We start from the raw sequence: 23,997 nt of genomic DNA, 5'->3' as shown, positions 1-23,997 counted from the left end.
AACGTGACTGCCCAATGGATCGACATTCCGACCGGTAACGACAGCTTCGGCGGCTATCTCGCACTGCCCAAGCGCGGCAAGGGCCCTGCCGTCATCATCATCCAGGAGATCTTCGGCGTGAACGCGCACATCCGTGCGGTCGCCGACCAGTACGCGGCCGACGGCTTCGTCGCGCTCGCGCCGGACGTGTTCTGGCGCACGCAGCCGCGCGTCGAACTGACCTACGAAGGCGCGGATCGCGACAAGGGCATCGAGCTGATGAAGAAGACCGACGTGGGTCTCGCGGTCGCGGACATCGGCGCGGCGGCCGACGCGTTGCGCGCACGCCCCGAGGTGGCCGGCAAGCTCGCCGCGATCGGCTACTGCTTCGGCGGCCAGCTCGCGTACCGCGCGGCGGCAAGCGGCAAGCTCGATGCCGCGGTGTCGTATTACGGCGGCGGCATCCAGAACGCGCTCGACCTCGCCGGCCAGATCACGCAGCCGATCCTGTTCCACTACGCGGAAAACGACCACGGCATTCCGCTCACCGCCGTCGACCAGGTGAAGGCCGCGTTCGCCGGCCACGGCGATGCGTCGTTCCACGTGTACGCGGGCGCCGAGCACGGCTTCAACTGCACGGACCGCGCGTCGTACAACCAGCGCGCCGCGGCGCTCGCGCACGGCCGCACGCTGACCTTCCTCGCCGAGCACCTCTAAAAAACGCCCGGCCGCGGGCCGGCCACGCCGGCCCCGCGTTATGCTCGCACCATCGCCACGAGTCACAACGGGGGTGACCGCGATGCACTCGGACTATCTCGCGCATGATGCCATCGGCCTCGCCGCGCTCGTGCGCGACCGCCACGCCAGCCCGCGCGAGCTGCTCGACGCCGCGATCGGCCAGGCCGAAGCGGTCAACGGCGCGATCAACGCGATCGTGCTGCAGGACTACGAAGCCGCGCGCGCGCGCGCGGCGGCCGCGCCCGAACCGGGCGCCGATGCGCCGTTCGCGGGCGTGCCCTATCTCGTCAAGGATCTCGGCGCGGCGGTCGCCGGGCTGCCGCTGTCGATGGGCAGCCGGCACTATCGTTACTTCGTGCCGGCCGACGATTCGCCGGTGATCGCGCGCAGCCGCGCGGCGGGCCTGAACGTATTCGGCAAGACCAACACGTCCGAGATCGGCCAGATGCCGTACACGGAACCGGAACTGTTCGGCGCGTGCCGCAACCCGTGGAATCTCGATCACACGCCCGGCGGGTCGAGCGGCGGCGCGGCGGCGGCCGTCGCGGCCGGCATCGTGCCGCTCGCGCATGCGTCCGACGGCGGCGGCTCGATCCGCATTCCGGCGTCGTGCTGCGGGCTGTTCGGCCTGAAGCCGAGCCGCAACCCGGTGCTGGTCGACCTGCCGTCGAACGGCGAACTCGTCGTCCAGCACGCGGTGTCGCGCAGCGTGCGCGACAGTGCGCTGCTGCTCGACGTGACGACCGGCCAGACGCTGCCGCCGGGCGCGCCCGGCACCTTTCTCGGCGCGCTCGACACGCCGCCCGGCCCGCTGCGGATCGGCCTCGTCGTCGATCCGATGCTCGCGCCGGCGCTCGCCGACGACACGCGCGCGGCGCTCGACGACGCGGCCGCGCTGCTCGAATCGCTCGGCCATCACGTCGAGCCGGCGACGCTGCCCATCGACTACGCACGCGCGGCCGAAACCTTCCTGACGCTATGGGCGACGATCGCCGAGGAGATGGTGCTCGGCGCGCGCGCACTGACGGGCCGCACGCCGCGGCGCGGCGAATTCGAGGCCGCGACGTGGGCGATGGCGGTGGTCGGCCGCCGGCTCGCGCGCACGCGCCTGCCCGACGTGCTCGAATGGCAGCGCCAGCTCACCGTGCAGGTCGCCGGCCTCGTGTCGCGTTACGACGCGATCCTGTGCGCGTCGCTCGCCGGGCCGCCGGTGAAGATCGGCGAATTGCAGCCGACGCCGTTCGAATCCGCGCAGATGAAGCTCGTCTCTGCGCTGCCGGTGAAGCCGCTGCTGAAGGAGATGCTCGCGAAGTCGTCGGAGAAGGCGTTCGCATGGGCCGGCTGCACCGAGCTGTTCAACCTGACCGGCCAGCCGGCGATGTCGGTGCCGCTGTACTGGAATGCGCGCGGGCTGCCGATCGGCGTGCAGTTCGCCGCGCGCCACGCGGACGAAGCGTTGCTGCTCCGGCTCGCGCGGCAGCTCGAACAGGCGCGGCCGTGGTTCGACCGCCGCCCGCCGCTGATGCAGGCGCAGCGCTGACGCGCGCGGCCGTTTCCGCCTCGCGGCATGCGCGGCGCGTCACGATAAAAAAGCCCCGCCGGCGCAACCCGGCGGGGCTTTCACGCATGCAACCGCGTGACGGCGCTCGTTACACCGCGAGCCGTTCGCAGATCGTCCGCGTGGCGGTCGCCAGGTTCAGCGTGTAGAAATGCAGCCCCGGCACGCCCGCGTCGATCAGGCGCTGGCACAGGTTCGTGACGACGTCCGCGCCGAACGCGCGGATCGAATCGCGATCGTCGCCGAAGCTCTCGAGCCGGCGCGCGACCCAGCGCGGCACTTCGGCGCCGCACATCTCGGAGAAGCGCATCAGCTGCGAGAAGTTCGTGATCGGCATGATGCCCGGCACGATCGGCACGTCCACCCCCAGCTTGCGCGCATCGTCGACGAAGCGGAAATACGCATCCGCGTTGAAGAAGTACTGCGTGATCGCGGAATTCGCGCCGGCTTTCACCTTGCGCGCGAAATTCTCGAGATCGGCCTTCGGCGAGCGCGATTGCGGGTGGTACTCCGGGTAGCCGGCGACCTCGATGTGGAACCAGTCGCCATGCTCGGCGCGGATGAAGCTGACGAGCTCGGACGCGTAGCGCAGCTCGCCGACCTCGCCCATCCCCGACGGCAGGTCGCCGCGCAGCGCGACGATGTGCCGGATGCCGTGCGAGCGGTACTGGTCGAGGATCGCGCGCAGGCTGTCGCGCGACGAGCCGATGCACGACAGGTGCGGCGCGGCCTCGAGGCCGTCCTTCTGCATGTCGAGCACCGTATCGAGCGTGCCCTGCTGCGTCGAGCCGCCGGCGCCGAACGTCACGGAGACGAATTTCGGCTTCAGCGGCAGCAGCTGCGCACGCGTGGCGCGCAGCTTTTCGACGCCGTCCGCCGTCTTCGGCGGGAAGAATTCAAACGAGAGTTCGATCGGTTTCATGATTCGATGGGGTTGGGCCTGCGCCCGCTCGCCCTCAGCCGATGTCGCGCTGGCCGAAGATCAGGGCGGACAGCAGCCACGACACGATGCTGTACAGGATCGAACCGAAGAACGCGGACCAGAACCCCGACACCTCGAAGCCCTTCAGCAGCGACGACGCGAACCAGAAGCACAGCGCGTTCACGACGAGGATGAACACCCCGAGCGTGACGATCGTCACGGGCAGCGTCAGCAGGATCAGCACCGGACGGATCACCGTGTTGATCAGGCCGAGCACGACCGCGATGATCAGCGCGGTGCCGAAGCTCTTGATGTGGATCGACGGCACGAGGTACGTGATGATCAGCAGCGCCAGCGCGTTGATGACCCAGGTGAGGATGACGCTCATGGAGGGCTCCGGTTCGGTTGTCGATCGGTACGATCGGTGAGCGCCGCCGCGCCGTGCGCCCGCAACGGGCGCGCGGCGCGGCGGCAGCGCATCAGTACATCAGTAGCGGTAGTGGTTCGGCTTGAACGGGCCGTCCTTCTGCACGCCGATGTACGAAGCCTGCTCGTCCGACAGCACCGACAGGTTCGCGCCGATGCGCGCCAGGTGCAGGCGCGCGACCTTTTCATCGAGATGCTTCGGCAGCACGTACACCTTGTTCTCGTACTGCTCGCCGCGCGTGAACAGCTCGATCTGCGCGAGCGTCTGGTTCGCGAACGAGTTCGACATCACGAACGACGGGTGGCCGGTCGCGCAGCCGAGGTTCACGAGGCGGCCTTCGGCCAGCAGGATCACGCGCTTGCCGTCCGGGAAGATGATGTGGTCGACCTGCGGCTTGATGTTTTCCCACTGGTACTGGCGCGTCGACGCGACGTCGATTTCCGAGTCGAAGTGGCCGATGTTGCAGACGATCGCGTTGTGACGCATCGCCTTCATGTGATCGTGGTTGATCACGTGGTAGTTGCCGGTCGCCGTCACGAAGATGTCGGCCTTGTCCGCCGCGTATTCCATCGTCACGACGCGGTAGCCTTCCATCGCCGCCTGCAGCGCGCAGATCGGATCGATTTCGGTGACCCACACGGTCGCGCCCAGGCCGCGCAGCGACTGCGCGCAACCCTTGCCCACGTCGCCGTAGCCCGCGACGACCGCGACCTTGCCCGCGATCATCACGTCGGTCGCGCGCTTGATGCCGTCGACGAGCGACTCGCGGCAGCCGTACAGGTTGTCGAACTTCGACTTCGTGACCGAATCGTTCACGTTGAACGCCGGGAACGGCAGGCGGCCGTCCTTTTCCATCTGGTACAGGCGGTGCACGCCGGTCGTGGTTTCTTCGGTCACGCCCTTGATGTGCGCGAGGCGCTTCGAGTACCAGTTCGCGTCGACGTCGAGGTGCGCGGCGATCGACTTGTACAGCGCGACTTCTTCCTCGTTGGTCGGCTTCGCGATCACCGAACGGTCCTTCTCGGCCTTCGAGCCGAGGATCAGCAGCAGCGTTGCGTCGCCGCCGTCGTCCAGGATCATGTTCGCGAATTCGCCGTTCGGCCATTCGAAGATGCGGTGCGAGAACTCCCAGTATTCGTCGAGCGATTCGCCCTTGAACGCGAACACCGGCGTGCCGGCTTCGACGATCGCGGCCGCTGCGTGATCCTGGGTCGAGAAGATGTTGCACGACGCCCAGCGAACATCGGCGCCAAGCGCCTTCAGCGTCTCGATCAGCACGCCCGTCTGGATCGTCATGTGCAGCGAACCGGCAATGCGCGCGCCCTTCAGCGGCTGCTGCGCCTTGTATTCGTCGCGGATCTGCACGAGGCCCGGCATTTCGGTCTCGGCGATGTTGAGTTCCTTGCGGCCCCAGCCGGCCAGCGCCATGTCGGCGACGACGTAATCGTGGGAAGCCTTGGAATCGATAATGGCGTTCATCACGCCCTCCTTTCTAAAAAGTTTCTAGATTGGTGACGTGAGCGCCGTTCAGGAAGCGGGGCCGGCGCGAAACGCGAAACGTCTGTCTCGCCGCACGGCTGCTTGGTGAAGCCTTCCGAGCCTGGCGGACGCAGATGGTCCGTCGCAACGCTCCTCGGAAAACGGAGGGGATTGTAGCAAATCGGCGCGTGAAATGCGCAAGCACGGCGCGCAAGGACAGCGCACCAGCGGCACGGGCGTGCGGCGCCGGCGCGCGCAGCCGTGGCCGAAGGGTCGGGACTTCGGGGTCAGGACTCCGCGCCGACCCACGCCTGTTCGCGCAGCCGCGCGCGCAGGCGCGCGACGGCCTGGCTGTGCAGCTGGCACACGCGCGATTCGCTCACCTCGAGCACCGCGCCGATCTCGCGCAGATTCAGACCCCGTTCGTAGTACAGCGACATCAAGAGCTTCTCGCGCTCCGGCAGCCGCTCGATCGCCTCGACGAGCGCCTCGCGCAGGTGCTCGTCGAGCAGCGCCGACAACGGATCGGCGTGATCGACGCGATAGCGGTCGAGGAACGGTTCGTCGTCGGCCGCGCGGTCGAAATCCTCGTAGTAGATCAGCTGGCTGCCGTGCAGGTCCTGCAGCATCCCCTGGTATTCGTCGAGCGGCATGTTCAGGTGCTGCGCGATCTCGGTCTCGCTCGCCGAGCGGCCGAGGTGCTGCTCGACCTGGTGCACCGCGTGCTCGACCTCGCGCGACGTCTTGCGCAGGCTGCGCGGCAGCCAGTCGTTGCTGCGCAGCTCGTCGAGCATCGCGCCGCGAATGCGCTGCGTCGCGTAGGTCTCGAACTGCGCGCCCTGGTCTTCCTTGTAGCGGCCGGCCGCGTCCATCAGGCCGATCATGCCGGCCTGGATCAGGTCGTCGAGATCGACGCTCGCCGGCATCTTCGCGACGAGCTGCAGCCCGAGGCGGCGCACGAGCGGCGCGTATTGCGCGAGCACGTCGGCCTGGGACATCTTTCCTTGAGCGTTGTACATCGTGGCTCTCTCCTTCGGGTGGCGCTCACGCGGCGTGTGCCGCGCCCGCCTCATACGACGGCTTGCCGCCGGCGTGGACCGCGCGGCCCGCACCCGAACGCGGGCGCATCGGCCAGTACAACAGGTCGGCGGCAATCTGCCGGTAGTCGCGCGCGGCGGCCGACGACGGGAACGCGTCGACCACCGCATGCATCAGTTCGCGGGCATGCTCGACGAGCGGATCGGCGTTCACGCAGCCCGCGTCGGCGATCGACACGGTCAGGTAGCGGCTCGCGACGCCCGCGAGGTTGTCGAACGCCGTCTTCGCGTCCGCGTGGCTGCCGACCTGATTGGTCAGCACGCGGAACTGCGCGAACGCGTGCGCGAAATGCAGCCGCTTCATGCACGCATACGCCTCGGTGATCGCCTGCGCGGCGACCCGCGTGACGACCAGCACGTCGTGCGCTTCGCGCGCGAGCGCCGAGAACGAGCCGTCGGCGCCGAGCTGCGCGTCGACGAGGACGATGTCGGCCGGGCCGTCGATGAAGTCGCTCAGTTGCGCGTCGCTGTAGCCGACGCGCGCGAGCCGCGCGGCGCCGCACAGGCCGAAGCCCGCCGCCACCCGCGTGCGTTCGCCGTCGCGCAGCCACGCGCCGGCGAGCGTCGCGCTCGCCGAATGCACGTCGGCGCGCTCGTCGACGACGAGCACGTCCTTGCCGAGCGACGCGAGCGCCGCCGCCAGGTTCACCACGGTGGACGTGCAGCCGACGCCCGCCGGCCCGCCCGTCACCGCGACGATGCGCGACGCGCGCCCGGCCAGCAGGCGCCGCAGCCCTTCGGCCTGGTCGATGATCCGTTTATCCAAATCGCACCTCGTGCAGCTCGGCGGTGGAACGTGCGGTCAGTGCGGAAAGCAGCGTCGGCATGTCCTCGTCTTGCGGCACGAAGGGCGAGCCGTCGCGCGGCACACAGAACGCGCTCTTCAGCAGGAATCGGGTCGACGCGACGTACAGGTTCTCCGGCACCTTCTGGCCGGTCGACACGTAGTGGACCGGCAGCTTGTAGCGGATCACCGTGTCGAGCACGCCGCCGAGGTGGGTCGCCTCGTCGAGCTTCGTGAGGATGCAGCCGGCCAGGTCAGGCCCCGCGAGATCCGGATGCTCGCCCGCGCTGCGGTACGCCTGCACGACTTCGTTCAGCGTGTCGCCGTGGCTCGTCGCGTTGAGCAGCAGCAGGCGCTGCACCGGCGCATTCGCGCCGTGCAGCATCGCGATCTGGTCGGACACCGCGCGGTCGCGCTGGCTCATGCCGATCGTGTCGATCAGCACGATGTGCTTGTTGCGCAGCTCGGACAGCGCGAGCGCGAGGTCGCCCGCATCCTTCACCGCGTGAACCGGTACGCCGAGGATCTTGCCGAAGATGCGCAGTTGCTCGTGGCCGCCGATCCGGTAGCTGTCGGTGGTCAGCAGCGCGACCTTGCTCGCGCCGAAGCGCATCACGCAGCGCGCGGCCAGCTTCGCGGTGGTGGTCGTCTTGCCGACGCCGGTCGGCCCCATCAGCGCGAACACGCCGCCGCGCTCCATCAGCGCGTCCTCGCTGTCGAGCACCGGCAGGTTCGACGCGAGCACCGACTGCGCCCATTCGGCGGCCTGCTCGAAGGTCTGCGCGCCGTCGCCGGCCGGCAGGTTGTCGACCAGCATCCGCACGAGCTGCGCGGAGAAGCCGGCCGCGAACAGGTGCTTCGTCAGCGCGCTGTGGACGGCGCTGCGACGCTGGCGGTCGTGCCACATCAGGCTGTCGAACTGCTCTTCCATCATCCCGCGCAGCTCGCCGAGCTCCTGCATCACCGTGTCGTTGACGATCCGCTCGATGCGCGACTTCACCGCATCGGCCACCACGGCGGCCGCGTCGGCGGACAGGCGCGTGCGGTCGGTCGCCCTGGCGCCGTACGCGACACCCATGTCGAGGGCGCGCTTCGCGGCGGCCGGCGCTCCGGTGGTCGGTGCTGCGGCGGCCGGCATCCGGCGCTCGGCGTCGCGCACGATGTCGCGCGCCCAGTCGGGCGGCGTCGCGCCGGCCGCGGCTTGCGGCGCGGGCGCGCTCGCCTGCGGCTCGGCCGGCGCCTGCGCACGGGCGATCAGCGCGTCGCGCTGCTGCGTCAGGCGCTTCGCGTGCTCGACGAGCCACGGTGCGGGTTCGGAGGCCGGGGCAGGCGATCCGGCGGCCGACGCAGCGATCGACGGCACGGCCGCAGCCGGCGCGTCCGCATCGATCGGCGCGGCATGCGCATCCGCCTCGTGCGCATCGGCGCTCGCGCCGAACACGGACGAGAACACGTCCGGCAGCCCGCCTTCGCCCGCCGCATACGGATTGACGGCCGGGCGCGGGGCGATGCCCGGACGCGACACGATGCCCGGCACGGCCGCGGCCGGCACGGATTCCGGCACGCGCGGCGTGGCGAAGCGCGGACGCGCGGCCGGCGGCGCCACCGCGGCGAGATCCGAATCGGCGAGTGCAACGATTTCGACACTGCCGTCATCGAGCGTGCGGTTCGACAGCACGACCGCGTCGGCGCCGAGCGCCTCGCGCACGAGACGAAGTGCGTCGCGGCTCGTTGCGCCGGTGAATTTGCGAATGTTCAAGCGGAACCCCCGATGACGTTAACGACTTTGATCGTGCGTGTGTCCGGCACTTCGGCGTACGACAGCACTTTCAATTGCGGCAGGCTGCGGCGCAGGAAACGCGCGAGCATCGCGCGCAGCGCGTGCTGCACGAGCAGCACGGGCGGCAGCCCGAGATTCTGTTGACGCAGCATCGCTTGCTGCGTGCCGGTCAGAAGGTTGTGCGCGAGGCCGGGTTCGAGGCCCGGGTTCGCGCCGGTGGCGAGCGCCTGCGACAGCACGCGCTCCAGGTTCGCGTCGAGGCCCATCACCTGCATTTCGCCGGCGCCCGGATACCACTGCTGCGTGATCGCGCGGCCGAGCGAGAGCCGCACCGCGGCCGTGATCTCGAACGCGTCGCCGCGGCCCGCATGCTCGGACACGGCCTCGAGGATCGTGCGCATGTCGCGGATCGGCACGCCTTCCTCGAGTAGGTTCTGCAGCACCTTCTGCAGCGTGGTGAGCGAGATCGTCTTCGGCACCAGGTCCTCGACGAGCGACGGCGCGTCCTTGCCGGTGCGCTCGACGAGCGCCTGCACTTCCTGGCGGCCGAGCAGCTCGGCCGCGTGCTGGACGACGAGGTGGTTCAGGTGCGTCGCGACGACCGTGCTCGCGTCGACCACCGTGTAGCCGTACACCTGCGCCTGCTCGCGCAGCGCGACGTCGATCCACACGGCCGGCAGCCCGAACGCCGGATCCTGCGTGACGGCGCCCGGCAGCGCGGCCGTCACCTGGCCCGGGTTGATCGCGAGCCACTGGCCGGGGAACACTTCGCCGACGCCGATCTCGACGCCCTTCAGCGCGATCCGGTACGCGTTCGGCCGCAGTTCGAGGTTGTCGCGGATATGGATCACCGGCGGCAGGAAGCCGATTTCCTGCGCGAATTTCTTGCGGATGCTCTTGATGCGCTTGAGCAGCTCGCCGTCGCTGTTCTTGTCGACCAGCGGGATCAGCCGGTAGCCGACTTCGAGGCCGAGCGGGTCGATCAGCTGCACGTCGTCCCAGGTCGCTTCGTGGCTGTCGGCCGGCAGCACGGCGGGCGGCGCGATGTCGGTCACGTCGCCGGCCGCCTTGCGGGCCGCCGCGCGCTTGGTCTGCGTGCGTGCCAGCCAGATCGCGCCGCCGCCGAGCGCGAGGAACGCGAAGTGCGGCATCCCGGGGATCAGCCCCATCAGCACGATGATCGCGCCGGTGATGTTCAGCACGCGCGGGTTCGTGAACAGCTGGCCGGTGATCTGCGTGCCGATGTCCTCGTCGGTCGCGACGCGCGACACGATCACGCCGGCCGCGGTCGAGATCACGAGCGACGGGATCTGCGCGACGAGGCCGTCGCCGATCGTCAGCAGCGTGTAGTTGGTGCCGGCCGCGGCGAACGACATGTCGTGCTGGACCATCCCGACGATCAGCCCGCCGATCACGTTGATCGCCATGATGATCAGGCCGGCGATCGCGTCGCCGCGCACGAACTTCGACGCGCCGTCCATCGACCCGTAGAACTCGGCTTCCTGCGACACGGCGAGGCGCCGCTTGCGCGCCTGTTCCTCGTTGATGAGGCCGGCGTTCAGGTCGGCGTCGATCGCCATCTGCTTGCCGGGCATCGCGTCGAGCGTGAAGCGCGCGGACACTTCGGCGATCCGCCCCGCGCCCTTCGTGATCACCATGAAGTTGATGATCATCAGGATCACGAACACGACGATGCCGACCGCGAAGTTGCCGCCGACGAGGAAGTGGCCGAACGCCTCGATCACCTGGCCGGCCGCGTCGGGCCCGGTGTGGCCTTCGAGCAGCACGACGCGCGTCGACGCGACGTTCAGCGACAGGCGCAGGAGCGTCGAGAACAGCAGCACGCTCGGGAACGCCGCGAAGTCGAGCGGCTTCATCGTGTACATGCTGACGAGCAGCACCATCACGGACAGCGCGATGTTGAACGTGAACAGCAGATCCAGCAGCATCGGCGGCAGCGGCAGGATCATCATCCCCAGGATCATGCAGATGAGGATCGGGCCCGCGAGCGCGCGCAGGTTGGCGCCCGCGAACGGGTTCGGGCGCTTCGCGAACAGGCCGGTGGTCGGGGTGCTCATGCTGCGGTCCCTTGCTTGCCGAGGGTGTCCTCGGCTTCTTCACGTTCGTCGTCGGCGGCGACCGACGTGCCCTTGTCGAGGTCGGCCGGCACGTCGAGATCGACCGGCATCGCCGGGAACGCGCCGCCTTCCGAACGGAAGCGCTTGAGCTGGTAGACCCACGCGAGCACTTCGGCGACCGCCGAGTACAGCGAACCGGGAATCTCGCGCTCGATTTCGACGTTGTGATACAGCGCACGCGCGAGCGGCGGCGCTTCGAGCAGCGGCACGTTGTGTTCGGCCGCGAGCTCGCGGATGCGCGCGGCGACGAGGTTCACGCCCTTCGCGACGACCTTCGGCGCGCGCATCTCGCCATCCGTGTATTGCAGCGCGACCGCGAAGTGCGTCGGGTTCGTGACGACCACGTCGGCCTTCGGCACGGCCGCCATCATCCGGCGGCGGGCGATCGCGCGCTGCTGCTGGCGGATCCGCCCCTTCACGTGCGGATCGCCTTCGTTCTCGCGATGCTCGCGCTTCACTTCTTCCTTCGTCATGCGCAACTTCTTGTTGTACTGCCAGAGTTGGTAAGGCACATCGAGCCCGGCGACCACCAGCATCCCGGCGACCGTCGTGCCGCAGCACACGGCGACCAGATGCAGCGCATCGGGCAGCGCGGCGCCGAGCGGCTGCGTGGCGAGGCCGAGCAGTTCGTCCTTGCTGCGCCAGATCGCGATGCCGCCGATCCCGCCGACCACCAGCGTCTTCGCGATCGACATCCCGAGCTGGATCGGCCCCTGGATCGAGAAGATCCGGCCGAGGCCCGAGATCGGGTTCAGGCGGTCGAACTTCAGCTCGAACGTCTTTTGCGAAATCAGCCAGCCGCCGAGCGCCATCGGCGCGAGCAGCGCGGCGACGCCGGTGAGCGCGAGCAGCGGCAGCAGCGCGGCGAAGCCTTCGAGGCTCGCGCTGCCGGCCGCCGACAGCATCCGGTGGGTGTCGAACGCGGTCGCGCGATCGAACGTGAACGCGCCGCGCAGCATCGCCTGCAGATGCCCGCCCGACGGGCCCGCGAGCAGCCATGCGCCGTAGAACCCCGCCGCGAGCAGTGCGAACGAAGCCAGTTCGCGCGAACGCGCGACCTGCCCCTCCTCGCGCGCCTTTTCGCGGCGCCTGGGAGTGGCGGCTTCGGTCTTGTCGAGATCGCTCTCGTCTGCCACGGGGCCTCCGGTCGGGTACGGCGGAATGCCGCTTTCCAGTGACACCGATTATTCATGGAGGCGTCAAACGCCGATCGGTCGAGCAAAGCCGGGAAAGGGGGGTATTTCGGGGAATCGGGCGAGCCGCCGCGAACGCGGCTGGAACGGCGCGGAATGGGGGCGGAGCGACGTGCGGCGCGGCGGGAAACGGGCCGCTCGGCGCACGGGCGAAGCGACGGCTGCAAGCGGGACAGCCGCGGCGGAATGCGAGGGGAACGGTGAAACGACGGGCGGGAACGGCGTGGGAAATCGGCCCCGACGCAACGGCGTCGTGGGTCGGGCGTCGGCGTCGTGGGTCGGCGTCGGGACGGCCGGACGGCCACCGCCGGCCTGAATGACCTGAGCGGCCTGAGCGACCTAAGCGGATTCGCCGGCCGCCGCCCGCTGCAGCGCGCCGAGATCGAGCTTCTTCATCGTCATCACCTGCGCCATCACGCGCTCGGCGCGGGCCGGGTCGCCCGTCATCAGTTCGGCCATCTGCACGGGCACGACCTGCCACGACACGCCGAAGCGGTCGCGCAGCCACCCGCATTGCTGCGCACGCGCGTCGCCGCCTTCGGACAGGCGCGCCCAGTAATGGTCGATCTCGGCCTGGTCGCGGCAGTTGACGACGAACGACACGGCCGGCGTCATCTGGAACATGGGGCCGCCGTTCAGCGCGACGAACGCCTGCCCGTCGAGCTCGAACGCCACGGTCATCACCGCGCCCTCGGCGTTGCCGGACGCCTGCGCGCCGGCCTTGCCGTAGCGCGCGACGTGCACGATGCGCGCGTTGTCGAACACCGAGACGTAGAAGCCGGCCGCCGCCTCGGCGTCGCGGTCGAACCACAGGAACGGCGTGATGCGCTGGATATGCGAGTTCATGCGCTGTCTCCTCTCATGTCGTGCCGGCACCGCTGCCGGTCTTACATCGTAGACGCTATGCCGGCGCCTGGCGGTGCGCCGATCCGTAGCCGCGCGCCCGCCGGGTCGAAAAAAAGGGGGCGATCGCTCGCCCCCTCGTTCCCGCGTCCGCCGTGCCGCGTCAGAACGCGACGAACGGCTGCGCGCCGCCGCTCGCGGTCTTGTCCATCCCGAAGTAGATCGTCTTGCCGTAGAAGTGCGGCATGCCGATGTCGAGCCAGTTGGACGAGCCGAACGGGCCGGCAATGTCGTTGAACGCGAACGTCGACGAGTTCGAGAACAGCGAATCCGCGTTCGCGACCGGCATCGACACGGTGCCCGACGCGCCGTTCTGGCCGCTCAGCGTGGCCGAATAGGTGGTCGTGGATGCCGGGCAATAGAACTGCGTGTTCCGCGAACAGACCGTCTGCGCCGAATCGTTGAAGAAATACGCGTTCGAGCCCGTATCGAAGAACGCGGTCACGCTGCGCCCCTGGAACGTCGCGCTGACGTCGCCGGTCGTGGTCGACGTCAGCACCGTTTTCCCGCTCAGGCTTGGCAGGCCGAACGTCAGCGTGCCGGTCGCGCTCGCCTGCCCGTTGCTCGAGATGGTCGGCATCTGCACGCTCACGCCGTCGTTGTTCGCGAACCGATGCACCGGGTTGGCCACCTGCTGCGCCAGCGGCACGAGCGCGACCGCGCAGCGCGCGTTGTCGCCGTTCGGGCACGCGTAGTAGTTGTTGCTCGTCGACGTCGACGTCGCACAGGTCGTGCCGCAGTCGTACGGCGCCGGCCCGATGCCGAGGATCCCGTTCGCGCCGAGCGCGCTCGTCGAGTTGGCCGACGCGCCGCCGTTCGTGCACGAACTCGGCACGTTGGTCGTGCCGAGGTCGCCGATGATCTGCACGGGCAGCGACGTCGCCTGCTCGGTGCCGATCGACAGGTCGACGGTGCGCACCGATCCCCACGTGTAGCTCGACACGAACTTGCCGCATTCGGCGACCGGCGCGCCGCCGCTCGTCACCTGCGGCAGGCTGTCGTGCACGCCCGCCACCGCGCTGCCGACGAGCCGCAGCCCGTAGGACGCGGTATCGACGAGCACGTTGTTGACGATCTGGCAGTTCGACGTGCCCGGCACGCAGATCTTCAGGCTGATGGTCGGGATGTTGATCACGTTCGCGGCGCCGGCGGCGACCGTGACGACGGCCGTGTTGCCGCTGTTGCCGTCGGATCCGCCCGAGCCGTTGTTGCCGGTATTGCCGCTGTTGCCCGAACTGCCGCCGCCGCCATCGCCGCCGCCGCATGCCGTCACGAGCACGGCCGTCGCGGCCAGGAGGCCCAGCACGCCGAGCCAGCGCTTGAATGTACGAGGAATGCTCAAGATCGCTCTCCCGCTGTCACTGGATATCGGTGCCGGCCACGCCGGCAGGCAGCGCCGACGGCAGCCATGCCTGGCCGGAGAAGGCGCCCATGTGGCCGCCCGTCCGGATCACGAGGCCGCTCGTCTCGACGGCCACCGGCGCGCGCCAGCCGCGCGCCTGGTGCGCCGCCTGGACGCCGGCCGTGTACTGCGGGAAATAGCTGCCGAGCAGCGACGCGAGATCCGGCATCGTCGGCCCGCGCCACGCGAGGCCGAACACGCTGCCGGCGGCCGACGTGTATTCGTGGATGACGGTGCCCGATCCGAGCGTGATTTCGCGCACGGTATAGGCGGCCGTGCTCGTCTGCACGCCGTCCGCCGAGCGCATGGCGCGCTGCAGCGCGCGCACGGTGGCGGCCTGATCGTCCGCCGGCGGCGACATCGGCGCGCCGCCCAGTTCCGCATGTGCGTGGACGGTCCACAGCACACCCATTGCAGCCGTCGCATGCGCGACGGTCCAGCCCAAGCGTTTCAGCTTCACGTTCCCCCCCAAGGGACTGGCTTCGTTGCCGACGATGCCGCCGCCGGCCCGCGCCGCCTGCCAACTTATGAATCTTACGAATGACGCCACGTTGCTGCTGACGCGTAGTATGCCTGCGGAGTGTGTCGAAGTGTCAATTCGACGCAGGAAGACGCCGCGCCGCGCAGCGGCGGCGGGCACGGGGAAACCGGGCGGGGACGGGGAATGCGCGCGTCGGGCGGCCCCGAGGAAGGGGCGCCCCGGGGCGCGCGGCTGCGCTACGGCAGGATCAGAAGCCGAGGCTAGCGAGCAGGTCGTCGACCTGCCCCTGGTCCTGCACGACGTCGGATTTGCCTTCCGGCGCGATCTGCGGGCCGTTGAGCAGCGATTCGGGGCTGCCGGTCGCGCTCATCTGCTCGGCCGCGAGCGCGGCCGCGGTGGCCGCGAACTGCTCGCGCCGCTCCGGCGCGATGTTCTCGACGAGCACGGTGAGAAGCTGTTGCTCGATCAGGTAGACCATGTCCATGATCTTCTTGATCACCTGCCCGGTCAGGTCCTGGAAATCCTGCGCGAGCATGATCTCCAGCAGTTGCGCGCGGGTCGCCGCCGTCGACTCAGGCAGCGTGCGCAGGAACGCGCGCGTATCGTCCATCAGCTCGCGCACTTCCGCGTGCTCGATCGGCGCGGCGTACCACTGCGCCCAGCGCGCGTCGAGCGCCTCGGCCTCGTTCTGCACGCGCTCCTGCATCGGCTTCGCGATCTCGATCGCATTCAGCACGCGCACCGCGGCCTGCTCGGTCATCGTCGCGACGTAGCGCAACCGATCACGCGCATCGGGCACGGCTTCGGCCGCGCGCTCGACGTGCTTGTCGAGCCCGAGTTCGCGCATCGAATCGCGCAGCGTGCGCGTGACGTGGCCGATGCGCGCGAGGATCCGGTCGCTCGCGTAATCGGCGCCCTCGGCATGGCCGTCGGCGTTGACCGCCGCACCGGCAAGCGCCGCATGGATCGGCTCGTTCACGTTCAGCTCCCGGCCTTGGCCATCTTGTCAATGATCTTGTTCAGCTTCTCGTCGAGCGTCGCGGCCGTGAACGGTTTCACGACGTAGCCGCTCGCGCCGGCCTGCGCCGCCGCGATGATGTTCTCCTTCTTCGACTCGGCCGTGACCATCAGCACCGGCAGGTGCGTGAGCGTCGCGTCCGCGCGGATTTCCTTCAGCATCGCGAGGCCGTCGAGGTTCGGCATGTTCCAGTCCGAGATCACGAAGTCGAAGCCGCCGCCGCGCAGCCGCGCAAGGCCGGCCGCGCCGTCCTCGGCCTCGTCGACGTTCGTGTAGCCCAGTTCCTTGAGCAGGTTGCGGACGATCCGGCGCATCGTCGGGAAATCGTCCACCACCAGGATTTTCATGCTCTTGTCCATCGTCGTTCCTTTCCAGATTCGTTTGTGTCGGGACGCGCAGCGTGGCACGCGCCCCGTGACAGTCCATTCACACGCGCTGCACGCGATCGCCCATCGTCGCCAGGCGCGCCATCACGCGCCGGCTCATGTCGCCGAGCGGCGCGACCTCGTCCGCGCCGCCGAGCGCGATCGCCTCGCGCGGCATTCCGAACACGATGCAGCTTGCCTCGTCCTGCGCGAACGTGTGAGCGCCCGCGCGTTTCATTTCCAGCAGGCCGGCCGCGCCGTCGCGGCCCATCCCGGTGAGGATCACGCCGATCGCGTTCTTGCCCGCGTGCGTCGCCGCCGAGCGGAACAGCACGTCGACCGACGGGCGGTGCCGGTTCACCGGCGGCTCGTCCGACAGTTGCGCAATATAGTTCGCGCCGCTTCTCGCGAGCAACAGGTGCGCGTGGCCCGGCGCGATGTACGCATGGCCCGGCAGCACGCGTTCGCCGTGCTCGGCTTCCTTCACCGCGATCCGGCACAGGCCGTTCAGCCGCTGCGCGAACGATTTCGTGAAGCCGGGCGGCATGTGCTGCGCGATCAGCACGGCCGGCGCATCCGGCGGCAGCGGCGTCAGCACTTCGCGGATCGCCTCGGTGCCGCCCGTCGACGCGCCGATGATGATCAGCTTCTCGGTACTGACGAGCGGGTTGTTGATCATCGGCGCGGCCGCGGCGCTATCCGCCGAGCGCGCGGCGGCCTGCGGCTGCGGCGTCTGGCGCACCCGCGCGCGCGATGCCGCGCGGATCTTGTCGGCGAGCTTTTCCGCGTAGTCGAGCATCCCGTCGCGAATCCCGACGCGCGGCTTCGTGACGAAATCCACCGCGCCGAGTTCGAGCGCGCGCAGCGTGATTTCGGAGCCGCGCTCGGTCAGCGACGACACCATCACGACCGGCATCGGCCGCAGGCGCATCAGCTTCTCGAGGAAGTCGAGCCCGTCCATGCGCGGCATTTCGACGTCGAGCGTGAGCACGTCGGGGTTGTGCTGCTTGATGAGCTCGCGCGCGACGAGCGGATCGGGCGCGGTCGCGACCACCGTCATGTCGGGCTGGCTGTTGATGATCTCGGTCATCAGGCTGCGGATCAGCGCCGAATCGTCGACGCACAACACTTTGATCTTCTGCACTGCGGTCATGCCTCCTGCTTTCTGGATAGGTTCGCCGCCCGTCCGCCGCCGGCCCCGCCCGCGCCGAACAGCTCGATGCGCGGGCGCGCCGGTTGCGGCGCCGCAGGCCGCTTCGCGGCAAACAGCTCGACGTGCGCGCGGCGGGCGCGATCGGCCTCGCGCGCGAGCGCGGCTTCGCGCTCGGTCACGCCCGGCACCTGCAGCCGCAGCTTCTTCACCATCGCGCGCCCGCTGTGCGGCATGAACGCGACCTTGCGCGGATGCACGCCCTGCAGGTCTTCCGCGGTGATGCGGATGCGCTCGAGCGCGAGATAGCGGCGCACGAAATCCGCGTTGCGATCGCCGATGTTGATCGTCGTCATCCCGGCCAGCACGGCCGCGCCGCCGAACACCTTCGCCTCGAAGCGCTCGCGGCGCCCGCCGGCCTTGATCAGCTCGTTGATCAGCACTTCCATCGCATACGCGCCGTAGCGCATCGATTCCGACGCGGCCGCGCCCGGATCGGCGCCGTCGTCCGGCAGCATGAAGTGGTTCATCCCGCCGATGCCCGCGTACGGGTCGTGCAGGCACGCGGCAACGCACGAGCCGAGCACGGTCATCAGCACCATGTCCTCGGCCGTCGTGTAGAACTCGTTCGGCAACAGCTTCACGCCGGGGCGCTCGAAGTGGTTGTCGAAGTAGCGATTGGTCGCGATCGGCAGTGCGCTCATCCGCGCTCTCCATAGGCGGGTGCGCCGCCCGCGGCCCGCGCGCGCCCGGGCGACGGCATCGCGGCCGCCGCGCTCGGCTGCGCGGCGCGCGGGCGCGCACCCTGCGCGGCGTCGCGCGTCAGTTCGTACACCGTCTGCCCGCGCAGCCGGAACGCCTGCGTCACGTACGTGAAGTTCTCCGAATGGCCGGCGAACAGCAGCCCGCCCGGCTTCACGAGCGGCTCGAAGCGCGACAGCACCTGTCCCTGCGTCGGCTTGTCGAAATAGATCATCACGTTGCGGCAGAAGATCGCGTCGAACGGCTTCGCGATCCCGTAGTCCGCATCGGTCAGGTTCAACTGCTCGAAGCGGATCATCGCGCGCAGCTCGGGGCGCACCTTCACGCGGCCGGCCTGGGCGCCCGTGCCCTTCAGGAAGAAGCGCTTGAGCCGCTCCGGCGACAGGTGCTTGACCTGGTCGTACGTGTAGATGCCGGCCTCGGCCTTCGCGAGCACCTGCGTGTCGAGATCGGTCGCGAGGATCGACGCGTTGCGCGCCGCCGTTTCGCCGAGCGCCTCGATCAGCGTGATCGCGATCGAATACGGCTCCTCGCCGGTCGACGCCGCCGAGCACCAGACCGACACCGGCGCGGGCCGCGATTTCACGAACGCCGACAGGATCGGGAAATGGTGCGACTCGCGGAAAAACGCGGTCAGGTTGGTCGTCAGCGCGTTGGTGAACGCTTCCCACTCGAGCGGATCGTCTTCCTGCTCGAGCAGGTCGAGGTAGTCGCGGAACGTGTCGAGGCCGCGCGCCCGCAGCCGTCGCGCGAGACGGCTGTAGGCCATGTCGCGCTTGTGCTCGGACAGCGAGATGCCCGCGCGTTGGTGGATCAGCGCGCGGATGCGTGCGAAATCCGCGCCGGTGAACGCGAAGTCGCGCCCCGGCTCGCCCGCGCGAGGCGGGGCATCCGGTGCATCGGGTCGAAACGGCGCGCGCGCGTGCGGCATGGTTTAGAAGGTCTCCCAGTCGTCGTCCGACGCACCGGCGGCCGCCAGCGCCGGCTTCTCGCCGTTCAGCGCCGGGCGCACGAGCGCGGGCTTCGCGGCCGGCTTGTCCGCCGGCGCGGCCGTCTTCGCGAGGCGCGGGCCGTAGCCGCCTGCGGCGGTACCGCCACGGGAAGCCGGGGCATCCTTCTGGGTACGCGCGGCGGCATCGCCAGCATGTTTCGGTTCGGGTGCCGCAGCCGCAGCCGCAGCCGCGGCAGCCGCGCGCGACGCCGGCGCGGCGCGCCGTGCGGCCGGTTGAGCCGCGGCCGGCGCCGGCAGCGCGGCGACCGGCGCATCGCGGCGCGCTGCCGACGGCAGCGCCGCCGGTTCATGGGCCACCGGCCGCGCGACGCCGCTGGCCGGCGCGAGCGCGATGCCGCCCGTGACGCGCCAGCCCGACACGATCGCCTTCATCTGGCGCGTCTGCTCCTCGAGCGACGCGGCCGCGGCGGCCGCCTGCTCGACGAGCGCCGCGTTCTGCTGCGTGACCGCATCCATCTGGCCGACCGCGCGATTGACCTGCTCGATGCCGGTCGACTGTTCTTCGGACGCGGCGCTGATCTCGCCCATGATGTCGGTCACGCGGCGCACGGCCTGCACGATCTCGTCCATCGTCGAGCCGGCGCGCGCGACGAGCGCCGACCCGCTGTCGACCTTCTCGGCCGAATCGCCGATCAGCTGCTTGATTTCCTTCGCGGCGCTCGCGCTGCGCTGCGCGAGCGAGCGCACCTCGCCCGCGACCACCGCGAAGCCGCGGCCCTGCTCGCCGGCCCGCGCCGCCTCGACGGCCGCGTTCAGCGCGAGGATGTTGGTCTGGAACGCGATGCCTTCGATCGTGCCGATGATGTCGACGACCTTGCCCGAGCTCGCCGCGATGTCCTGCATCGTCGACACGACCTGGCCGACCACCTCGCCGCCCTGCGTCGCGATGTCCGACGCGTTCACCGCGAGCTGGCTCGCCTGCCGCGCGTTTTCCGCGTTCTGGCGCACGGTGCCCGTCAGTTGCTCCATGCTCGACGCGGTTTCCTGCAGCGACGCGGCCTGCTCCTCGGTGCGCTGCGACAGGTCGATGTTGCCGGTCGCGATCTCGCGCGCGCCGACGTCGATCGATTCGGTGCCGCGATGCACGGCCTGCACCATCGTCGTGACGGCGTCCTGCATCCGCTTGATGCCGCCGAACAGCCGGCCGATCTCGTTCGTGCTGAACACGCTCACCGGCTGCGTGAGATCGCCGCCGGCGATGCGCTCGAAGTGCGCGATCGCGTCCTCGATCGGCTGGACGATCAGCCCGCGCAGGACGAAGCGGATCGCGATCACGACGACGAACGCGAGCGCGATGCCGGCCGCGATCAGCGCGATCATCATCGAGATCTGCGACTGCGTCGCGGCCTGGCGTTCTTCCGCGCGCTTTTGCAGCGCGGCGATCACCGCTGCCGCCGTCTGGTCGAACGCGACGAACATCGGGCTGATCTTCGCGTCGGCGATCGCGTGGTACGCGGCCATGTCGCCCGCGCGCGCCGCGGCGAATTCGGGCTCGACGCCTTCCTTCATGATCGTCGTGTAACGCGCGATGAGCTCGTCGACGAGCGCCTGCTCGACGCCGAGCTTCGGCGTCGACTGGAACGTCTGCCAGTTCTGGTTCGACTTCGCATACAGCTCCTGCGCGCGGTCGAGCACCTTCGCCGCGTCGGCCGCATTGCCGGCTTCGGTCAGCGTACGGAAGCGGTCGAGCGCCACGCGCGAGCGCAGCAGGTACGCGGCCGTGTCGTCCAGCGTGTGGATCGCCGGCAGGTCGACGTGCGCGATCTCGTCGAGCGAACGGCTCGCGTGATTCAGCGCGTAGAGGCCGAGCCCGCCGACCGCGGCGGCCAGGCACACGAGGATGAGTCCGACCGCCGTGAGCGTCGTGCGGATCGACCAGTTATGCAACATTGCAGATTCTCCCGAAATTGCTGCGCGCGCGGCGCGCTTACCCGCCGAGTGTCTCGATCAGCGCCATTTCACGGCTCGACATCAGCTTCTCGATGTCCATCAGGATCAGCATCCGGCCGTCGACGGTGCCGAGGCCCGTCAGGTACTCGGTCGTCAGCGTCGCGCCGAATTCCGGCGCCGGCATGATCTGGTCGGTCTGCAGCGTCAGCACGTCCGACACGCCGTCGACCACCATCCCGACCACGCGGTTCGACACGTTCAGGATGATCACGACGGTCTGGTGGTCGTACTCGACGCGGCCGAGGTGGAACTTGATCCGCATGTCGACGATCGGCACGATGATCCCGCGCAGGTTGATCACGCCCTTGATGAACTCGGGCGCGTTCGCGATGCGCGTGACGCTGTCGTAGCCGCGGATTTCCTGCACTTTCAGGATGTCGATCCCGTATTCCTCGTCGCCGAGCGTGAAGACGAGGAATTCCTGGCCCGTCGCGTCGCCGTGTGCGGCGTCGCGGCGGCTGGTCGCCGCCGCGTTCGCCGCGGCGGTATTGATCATTTGGACTTCAGCAGACACGTTTGCCCCCAATCGGTTGAATGGCGAGAGTCAGAAGACGGCGAGCTCGGCGCCGGCTCGGGCGCCGTGCATCGCACGGGTTTCGCGGTTCAGCGCCGCGACGTCGACGATCAGCGCGACGCTGCCGTCGCCGAGAATGGTCGCCGCCGAGATGCCATGCACCTTGCGGTAGTTCGTTTCGAGGTTCTTCACGACCACCTGCTGCTGGCCGACCAGCTCGTCGATCAGCATCGCGAAACGGCGCCCCTCGGTTTCCATGATCGTGACGATTCCCTGGGTCGGGTCGGTGCGCGCGTCCTCGACCGAGAACACCTCGTGCAGCGCGACGAGCGGCAGGTATTCGCCGCGCACGCGCACCACGCGCTCGCCGTTGCCGACCGTGTAGATGTCGTCGTTCGACGGCTGCAGCGACTCCATCACGAAGTTCAGCGGCAGGATGAAGATCTCGCTGCCGACCTTGACCGACATCCCGTCGAGGATCGCGAGCGTGAGCGGCAGCACGATCCGCGTGGTCGTGCCGCGGCCGGCCTGCGACGAGATTTCGACATGACCGCCCATCGACTGGATGTTGCGCTTCACGACGTCCATCCCGACGCCGCGGCCCGACACGTCGGTCACCGTCTCGGCGGTCGAGAAGCCCGGCGCGAAGATCAGTTGCCACACTTCGTCGTCGCTGATGTTCTCGGAGATCTGCATGCCCTGCTTCGCGGCCTTCGCGAGGATCCGCTCGCGGTTCAGGCCCGCGCCGTCGTCGCTCACCTCGATCACGATGTTGCCGCCGTGATGCGCGGCCGACAGCACGAGCTGGCCGACCGCGTCCTTGCCGGCGGCGACGCGCTTGTCGACGGTTTCGATCCCGTGGTCGAGGCTGTTGCGCACCAGGTGCGTGAGCGGATCGATGATCCGTTCGATCAGACTCTTGTCGAGCTCGGTCGCCTGGCCGAACGTGACCAGTTCGACCTGCTTGCCGAGCTTGCCGGCGAGGTCGCGCACGAGCCGCGGGAAACGGCTGAACACGTAGTCCATCGGCATCATGCGGATCGACATCACCGCTTCCTGCAGGTCGCGCGCGTTGCGCTCGAGCTGCGCCATCCCGTTGAACAGCCGGTCGTGCAGCGCCGGATCGAATGCGGTCGCCGTTTCGGCCAGCATCGCCTGCGTGATCACCAGTTCGCCGACGAGGTTGATCAGCTGGTCGACCTTCTCGACGCCGACGCGGATCGAGCTGCCTTCGGCGCCCGCCGCGGCCGCGGCGGCCGGGCGCGCGCGCTTGTCGTCGTGATGCGCGGCGGCCGGTGCTGCGTGTTCGGCGGGCTGCGGTTGAGCGTGTTGCTGCGGCTGCGTGGCGGCGGGTGTCGCGGCGGCGGCCGGCTCGGCCGGCGCCGGTGCCGGCGCGGCCGGTTGCGGGGCGGCGGCCTGCGGCGCGAACACCTCGACGCGCGCGGGCGGCGCGGCGGCGGGCGGTTCGGCGGCTTCAGCGGCCACGGCGGCGTCCTGCGCGACGGCCGGTGCCGCCTGCGCGGCCGGCGCCGTGCCGTGCGCGACGCGGATCTGGCTTTCGTCGATCACGAAGCAGCACACCGCGACGATGTCGTCCGACGGCACGTCCGATTCGACCCACAGCGACAGGTCGGCGCCCACTTCCTCGCGCGCGACGATCCGGCCGAGGTTGCCGAGTTCTTCGGTGAGCAGCGCCTGATCCTTCGCGTCGACGCCGACCAGCGTGATCTTCAGGTGCGGGCCGCCGGCATCGGCGTCGGCCGCCGGATGCGCGGCCGCGACGGCCTGCTCGACCACGTGATCGGGCGCACGGTCGCCGGCGGCAGCGGGCTCGGCCGCGGGCGCGACGGCGGCGGCAACCGGCGCGGCCGGCGCAGGCGCGACCGGCGCGGGCTCGGCTGCGGCGGCGGGCGCGCCCGCACCGCTTTCGGCCTTCAGCCGTTCGAGCTTCGCGCAGATCGTCGCGGCGGCGGCCGCGTCCGGTTCGGCGCTCGCGCGGTAGTCGACGAGCTGGTCGGACAACACGTCCTTGGTTTCCAGGAACGCGTCGATCATTTCCTTGGTCAGCGTCAGCTCATGGTTGCGCGCGCGGTCGAGCAGCGATTCGAGGATGTGCGTCGTATCGGTCAGCGCGGAAAAGCCGAACGTCGCCGCGCCGCCCTTGATCGAATGCGCGGCGCGGAAGATCGCCGCCAGATCCTCGGGATCGGGCGAATCGACGTCGAGGTTCAGCAGCAGCTGCTCCATCTGCGCGAGCAGCTCGTCCGCTTCGTCGAAAAAGGTCTGGTAGAACTGAGTGATGTCGAGAGTCATGCCCGGTCACCGGTTGAAATCGTCGCGTTCAT

At 69.4% G+C, this 23,997-nt stretch carries 21 protein-coding genes and 1 riboswitch; of the genes, 2 read left to right on the top strand and 19 right to left on the bottom strand.

The window, feature by feature from the left end:
- Positions 1-3 precede the first annotated feature (3 nt).
- Both HWX14_RS32745 and HWX14_RS32740 read left to right on the top strand, forming a co-directional pair.
- The gene (locus tag HWX14_RS32745; protein ID WP_175886305.1) at positions 4-696 is read left to right on the top strand and encodes a dienelactone hydrolase family protein; all 693 of its coding nucleotides are present in this window, start codon (positions 4-6) and stop codon (positions 694-696) included.
- An 82-nt stretch (positions 697-778) separates the two neighbouring features.
- A complete protein-coding gene (locus HWX14_RS32740) occupies positions 779-2,257 on the top strand; it encodes an amidase family protein (protein ID WP_175886354.1) in 1,479 nt (492 codons plus the stop codon).
- Between the two features lie 109 nt (positions 2,258-2,366).
- On the opposite strand, the gene metF is transcribed toward HWX14_RS32740, so the two are convergent.
- The 19 genes from metF to cheA all read right to left on the bottom strand — a co-directional run bounded on the left by metF (position 2,367) and on the right by cheA (position 23,965).
- Positions 2,367-3,197, bottom strand: a complete 831-nt coding sequence (metF, locus tag HWX14_RS32735; protein ID WP_175886304.1) for a methylenetetrahydrofolate reductase [NAD(P)H] — start codon at positions 3,195-3,197, stop codon at positions 2,367-2,369.
- A 34-nt stretch (positions 3,198-3,231) separates the two neighbouring features.
- Complete coding sequence (locus HWX14_RS32730) at positions 3,232-3,585, bottom strand: phage holin family protein (RefSeq protein WP_006477367.1); 354 nt, start codon at positions 3,583-3,585, stop codon at positions 3,232-3,234.
- Positions 3,586-3,684: 99 nt separating this feature from the next.
- Positions 3,685-5,103: an adenosylhomocysteinase gene (gene ahcY, locus HWX14_RS32725; protein ID WP_012327710.1), complete on the bottom strand. Its 1,419-nt coding sequence runs from the start codon at positions 5,101-5,103 to the stop codon at positions 3,685-3,687.
- A 32-nt stretch (positions 5,104-5,135) separates the two neighbouring features.
- Positions 5,136-5,265, bottom strand: a riboswitch (S-adenosyl-L-homocysteine riboswitch).
- Positions 5,266-5,390: 125 nt separating this feature from the next.
- Positions 5,391-6,122, bottom strand: a complete 732-nt coding sequence (locus HWX14_RS32720; RefSeq protein ID WP_012492271.1) for an RNA polymerase sigma factor FliA — start codon at positions 6,120-6,122, stop codon at positions 5,391-5,393.
- A gap of 25 nt (positions 6,123-6,147) precedes the next feature.
- On the bottom strand, positions 6,148-6,966 hold the full coding sequence (locus HWX14_RS32715) for a MinD/ParA family protein (protein ID WP_175886303.1): 819 nt from the start codon (positions 6,964-6,966) through the stop codon (positions 6,148-6,150).
- On the bottom strand, positions 6,959-8,743 hold the full coding sequence (flhF, locus tag HWX14_RS32710; RefSeq protein WP_175886302.1) for a flagellar biosynthesis protein FlhF: 1,785 nt from the start codon (positions 8,741-8,743) through the stop codon (positions 6,959-6,961). Before flhF ends, HWX14_RS32715 begins: the two co-directional genes overlap by 8 nt.
- The gene (gene flhA, locus HWX14_RS32705) at positions 8,740-10,842 is read right to left on the bottom strand and encodes a flagellar biosynthesis protein FlhA (RefSeq protein ID WP_175886301.1); all 2,103 of its coding nucleotides are present in this window, start codon (positions 10,840-10,842) and stop codon (positions 8,740-8,742) included. The genes flhF and flhA overlap by 4 nt, the downstream gene beginning before the upstream one ends.
- Positions 10,839-12,038 (bottom strand): flagellar biosynthesis protein FlhB, encoded by a 1,200-nt coding sequence (flhB, locus tag HWX14_RS32700; protein WP_175886300.1) that lies wholly within the window; start codon positions 12,036-12,038, stop codon positions 10,839-10,841. Before flhB ends, flhA begins: the two co-directional genes overlap by 4 nt.
- Before the next feature lie 396 nt (positions 12,039-12,434).
- Positions 12,435-12,941, bottom strand: coding sequence for a VOC family protein (locus tag HWX14_RS32695; RefSeq protein ID WP_175886299.1), 507 nt, complete (start codon positions 12,939-12,941; stop codon positions 12,435-12,437).
- A 160-nt stretch (positions 12,942-13,101) separates the two neighbouring features.
- A complete protein-coding gene (locus tag HWX14_RS32690) occupies positions 13,102-14,340 on the bottom strand; it encodes a DUF3443 family protein (RefSeq protein WP_175886298.1) in 1,239 nt (412 codons plus the stop codon).
- 16 nt (positions 14,341-14,356) lie between these two features.
- Positions 14,357-14,860, bottom strand: coding sequence for a DUF2844 domain-containing protein (locus HWX14_RS32685; protein ID WP_175886297.1), 504 nt, complete (start codon positions 14,858-14,860; stop codon positions 14,357-14,359).
- Positions 14,861-15,128: 268 nt separating this feature from the next.
- Positions 15,129-15,860, bottom strand: a complete 732-nt coding sequence (gene cheZ / locus HWX14_RS32680; RefSeq protein WP_175886296.1) for a protein phosphatase CheZ — start codon at positions 15,858-15,860, stop codon at positions 15,129-15,131.
- A gap of 2 nt (positions 15,861-15,862) precedes the next feature.
- Positions 15,863-16,258 (bottom strand): chemotaxis response regulator CheY, encoded by a 396-nt coding sequence (gene cheY, locus HWX14_RS32675; RefSeq protein WP_006754880.1) that lies wholly within the window; start codon positions 16,256-16,258, stop codon positions 15,863-15,865.
- A 67-nt stretch (positions 16,259-16,325) separates the two neighbouring features.
- Positions 16,326-17,417, bottom strand: coding sequence for a chemotaxis response regulator protein-glutamate methylesterase (locus HWX14_RS32670; RefSeq protein WP_175886295.1), 1,092 nt, complete (start codon positions 17,415-17,417; stop codon positions 16,326-16,328).
- Positions 17,414-18,118, bottom strand: a complete 705-nt coding sequence (gene cheD / locus HWX14_RS32665) for a chemoreceptor glutamine deamidase CheD (RefSeq protein WP_175886294.1) — start codon at positions 18,116-18,118, stop codon at positions 17,414-17,416. The genes HWX14_RS32670 and cheD overlap by 4 nt, the downstream gene beginning before the upstream one ends.
- Complete coding sequence (locus HWX14_RS32660) at positions 18,115-19,107, bottom strand: CheR family methyltransferase (protein ID WP_175886293.1); 993 nt, start codon at positions 19,105-19,107, stop codon at positions 18,115-18,117. The genes cheD and HWX14_RS32660 overlap by 4 nt, the downstream gene beginning before the upstream one ends.
- 3 nt (positions 19,108-19,110) lie before the next feature.
- Positions 19,111-21,078 (bottom strand): methyl-accepting chemotaxis protein, encoded by a 1,968-nt coding sequence (locus tag HWX14_RS32655; RefSeq protein WP_175886292.1) that lies wholly within the window; start codon positions 21,076-21,078, stop codon positions 19,111-19,113.
- Between the two features lie 37 nt (positions 21,079-21,115).
- Positions 21,116-21,634 carry a chemotaxis protein CheW gene (gene cheW, locus HWX14_RS32650; RefSeq protein WP_175886291.1) on the bottom strand — a complete coding sequence of 173 codons (519 nt, stop codon included), beginning with the start codon at positions 21,632-21,634 and terminating at the stop codon, positions 21,116-21,118.
- 48 nt (positions 21,635-21,682) lie between these two features.
- Positions 21,683-23,965: a chemotaxis protein CheA gene (gene cheA / locus HWX14_RS32645; protein ID WP_175886290.1), complete on the bottom strand. Its 2,283-nt coding sequence runs from the start codon at positions 23,963-23,965 to the stop codon at positions 21,683-21,685.
- Positions 23,966-23,997 lie beyond the last annotated feature (32 nt).

The organism is Burkholderia sp. BCC0044 (assembly GCF_902832955.1).
Taxonomy (GTDB): Bacteria; Pseudomonadota; Gammaproteobacteria; order Burkholderiales; family Burkholderiaceae; genus Burkholderia.
The sequence above is the reverse complement of the archived record's forward strand: the minus strand, read 5'-3'. Positions and strand labels throughout refer to the sequence as shown.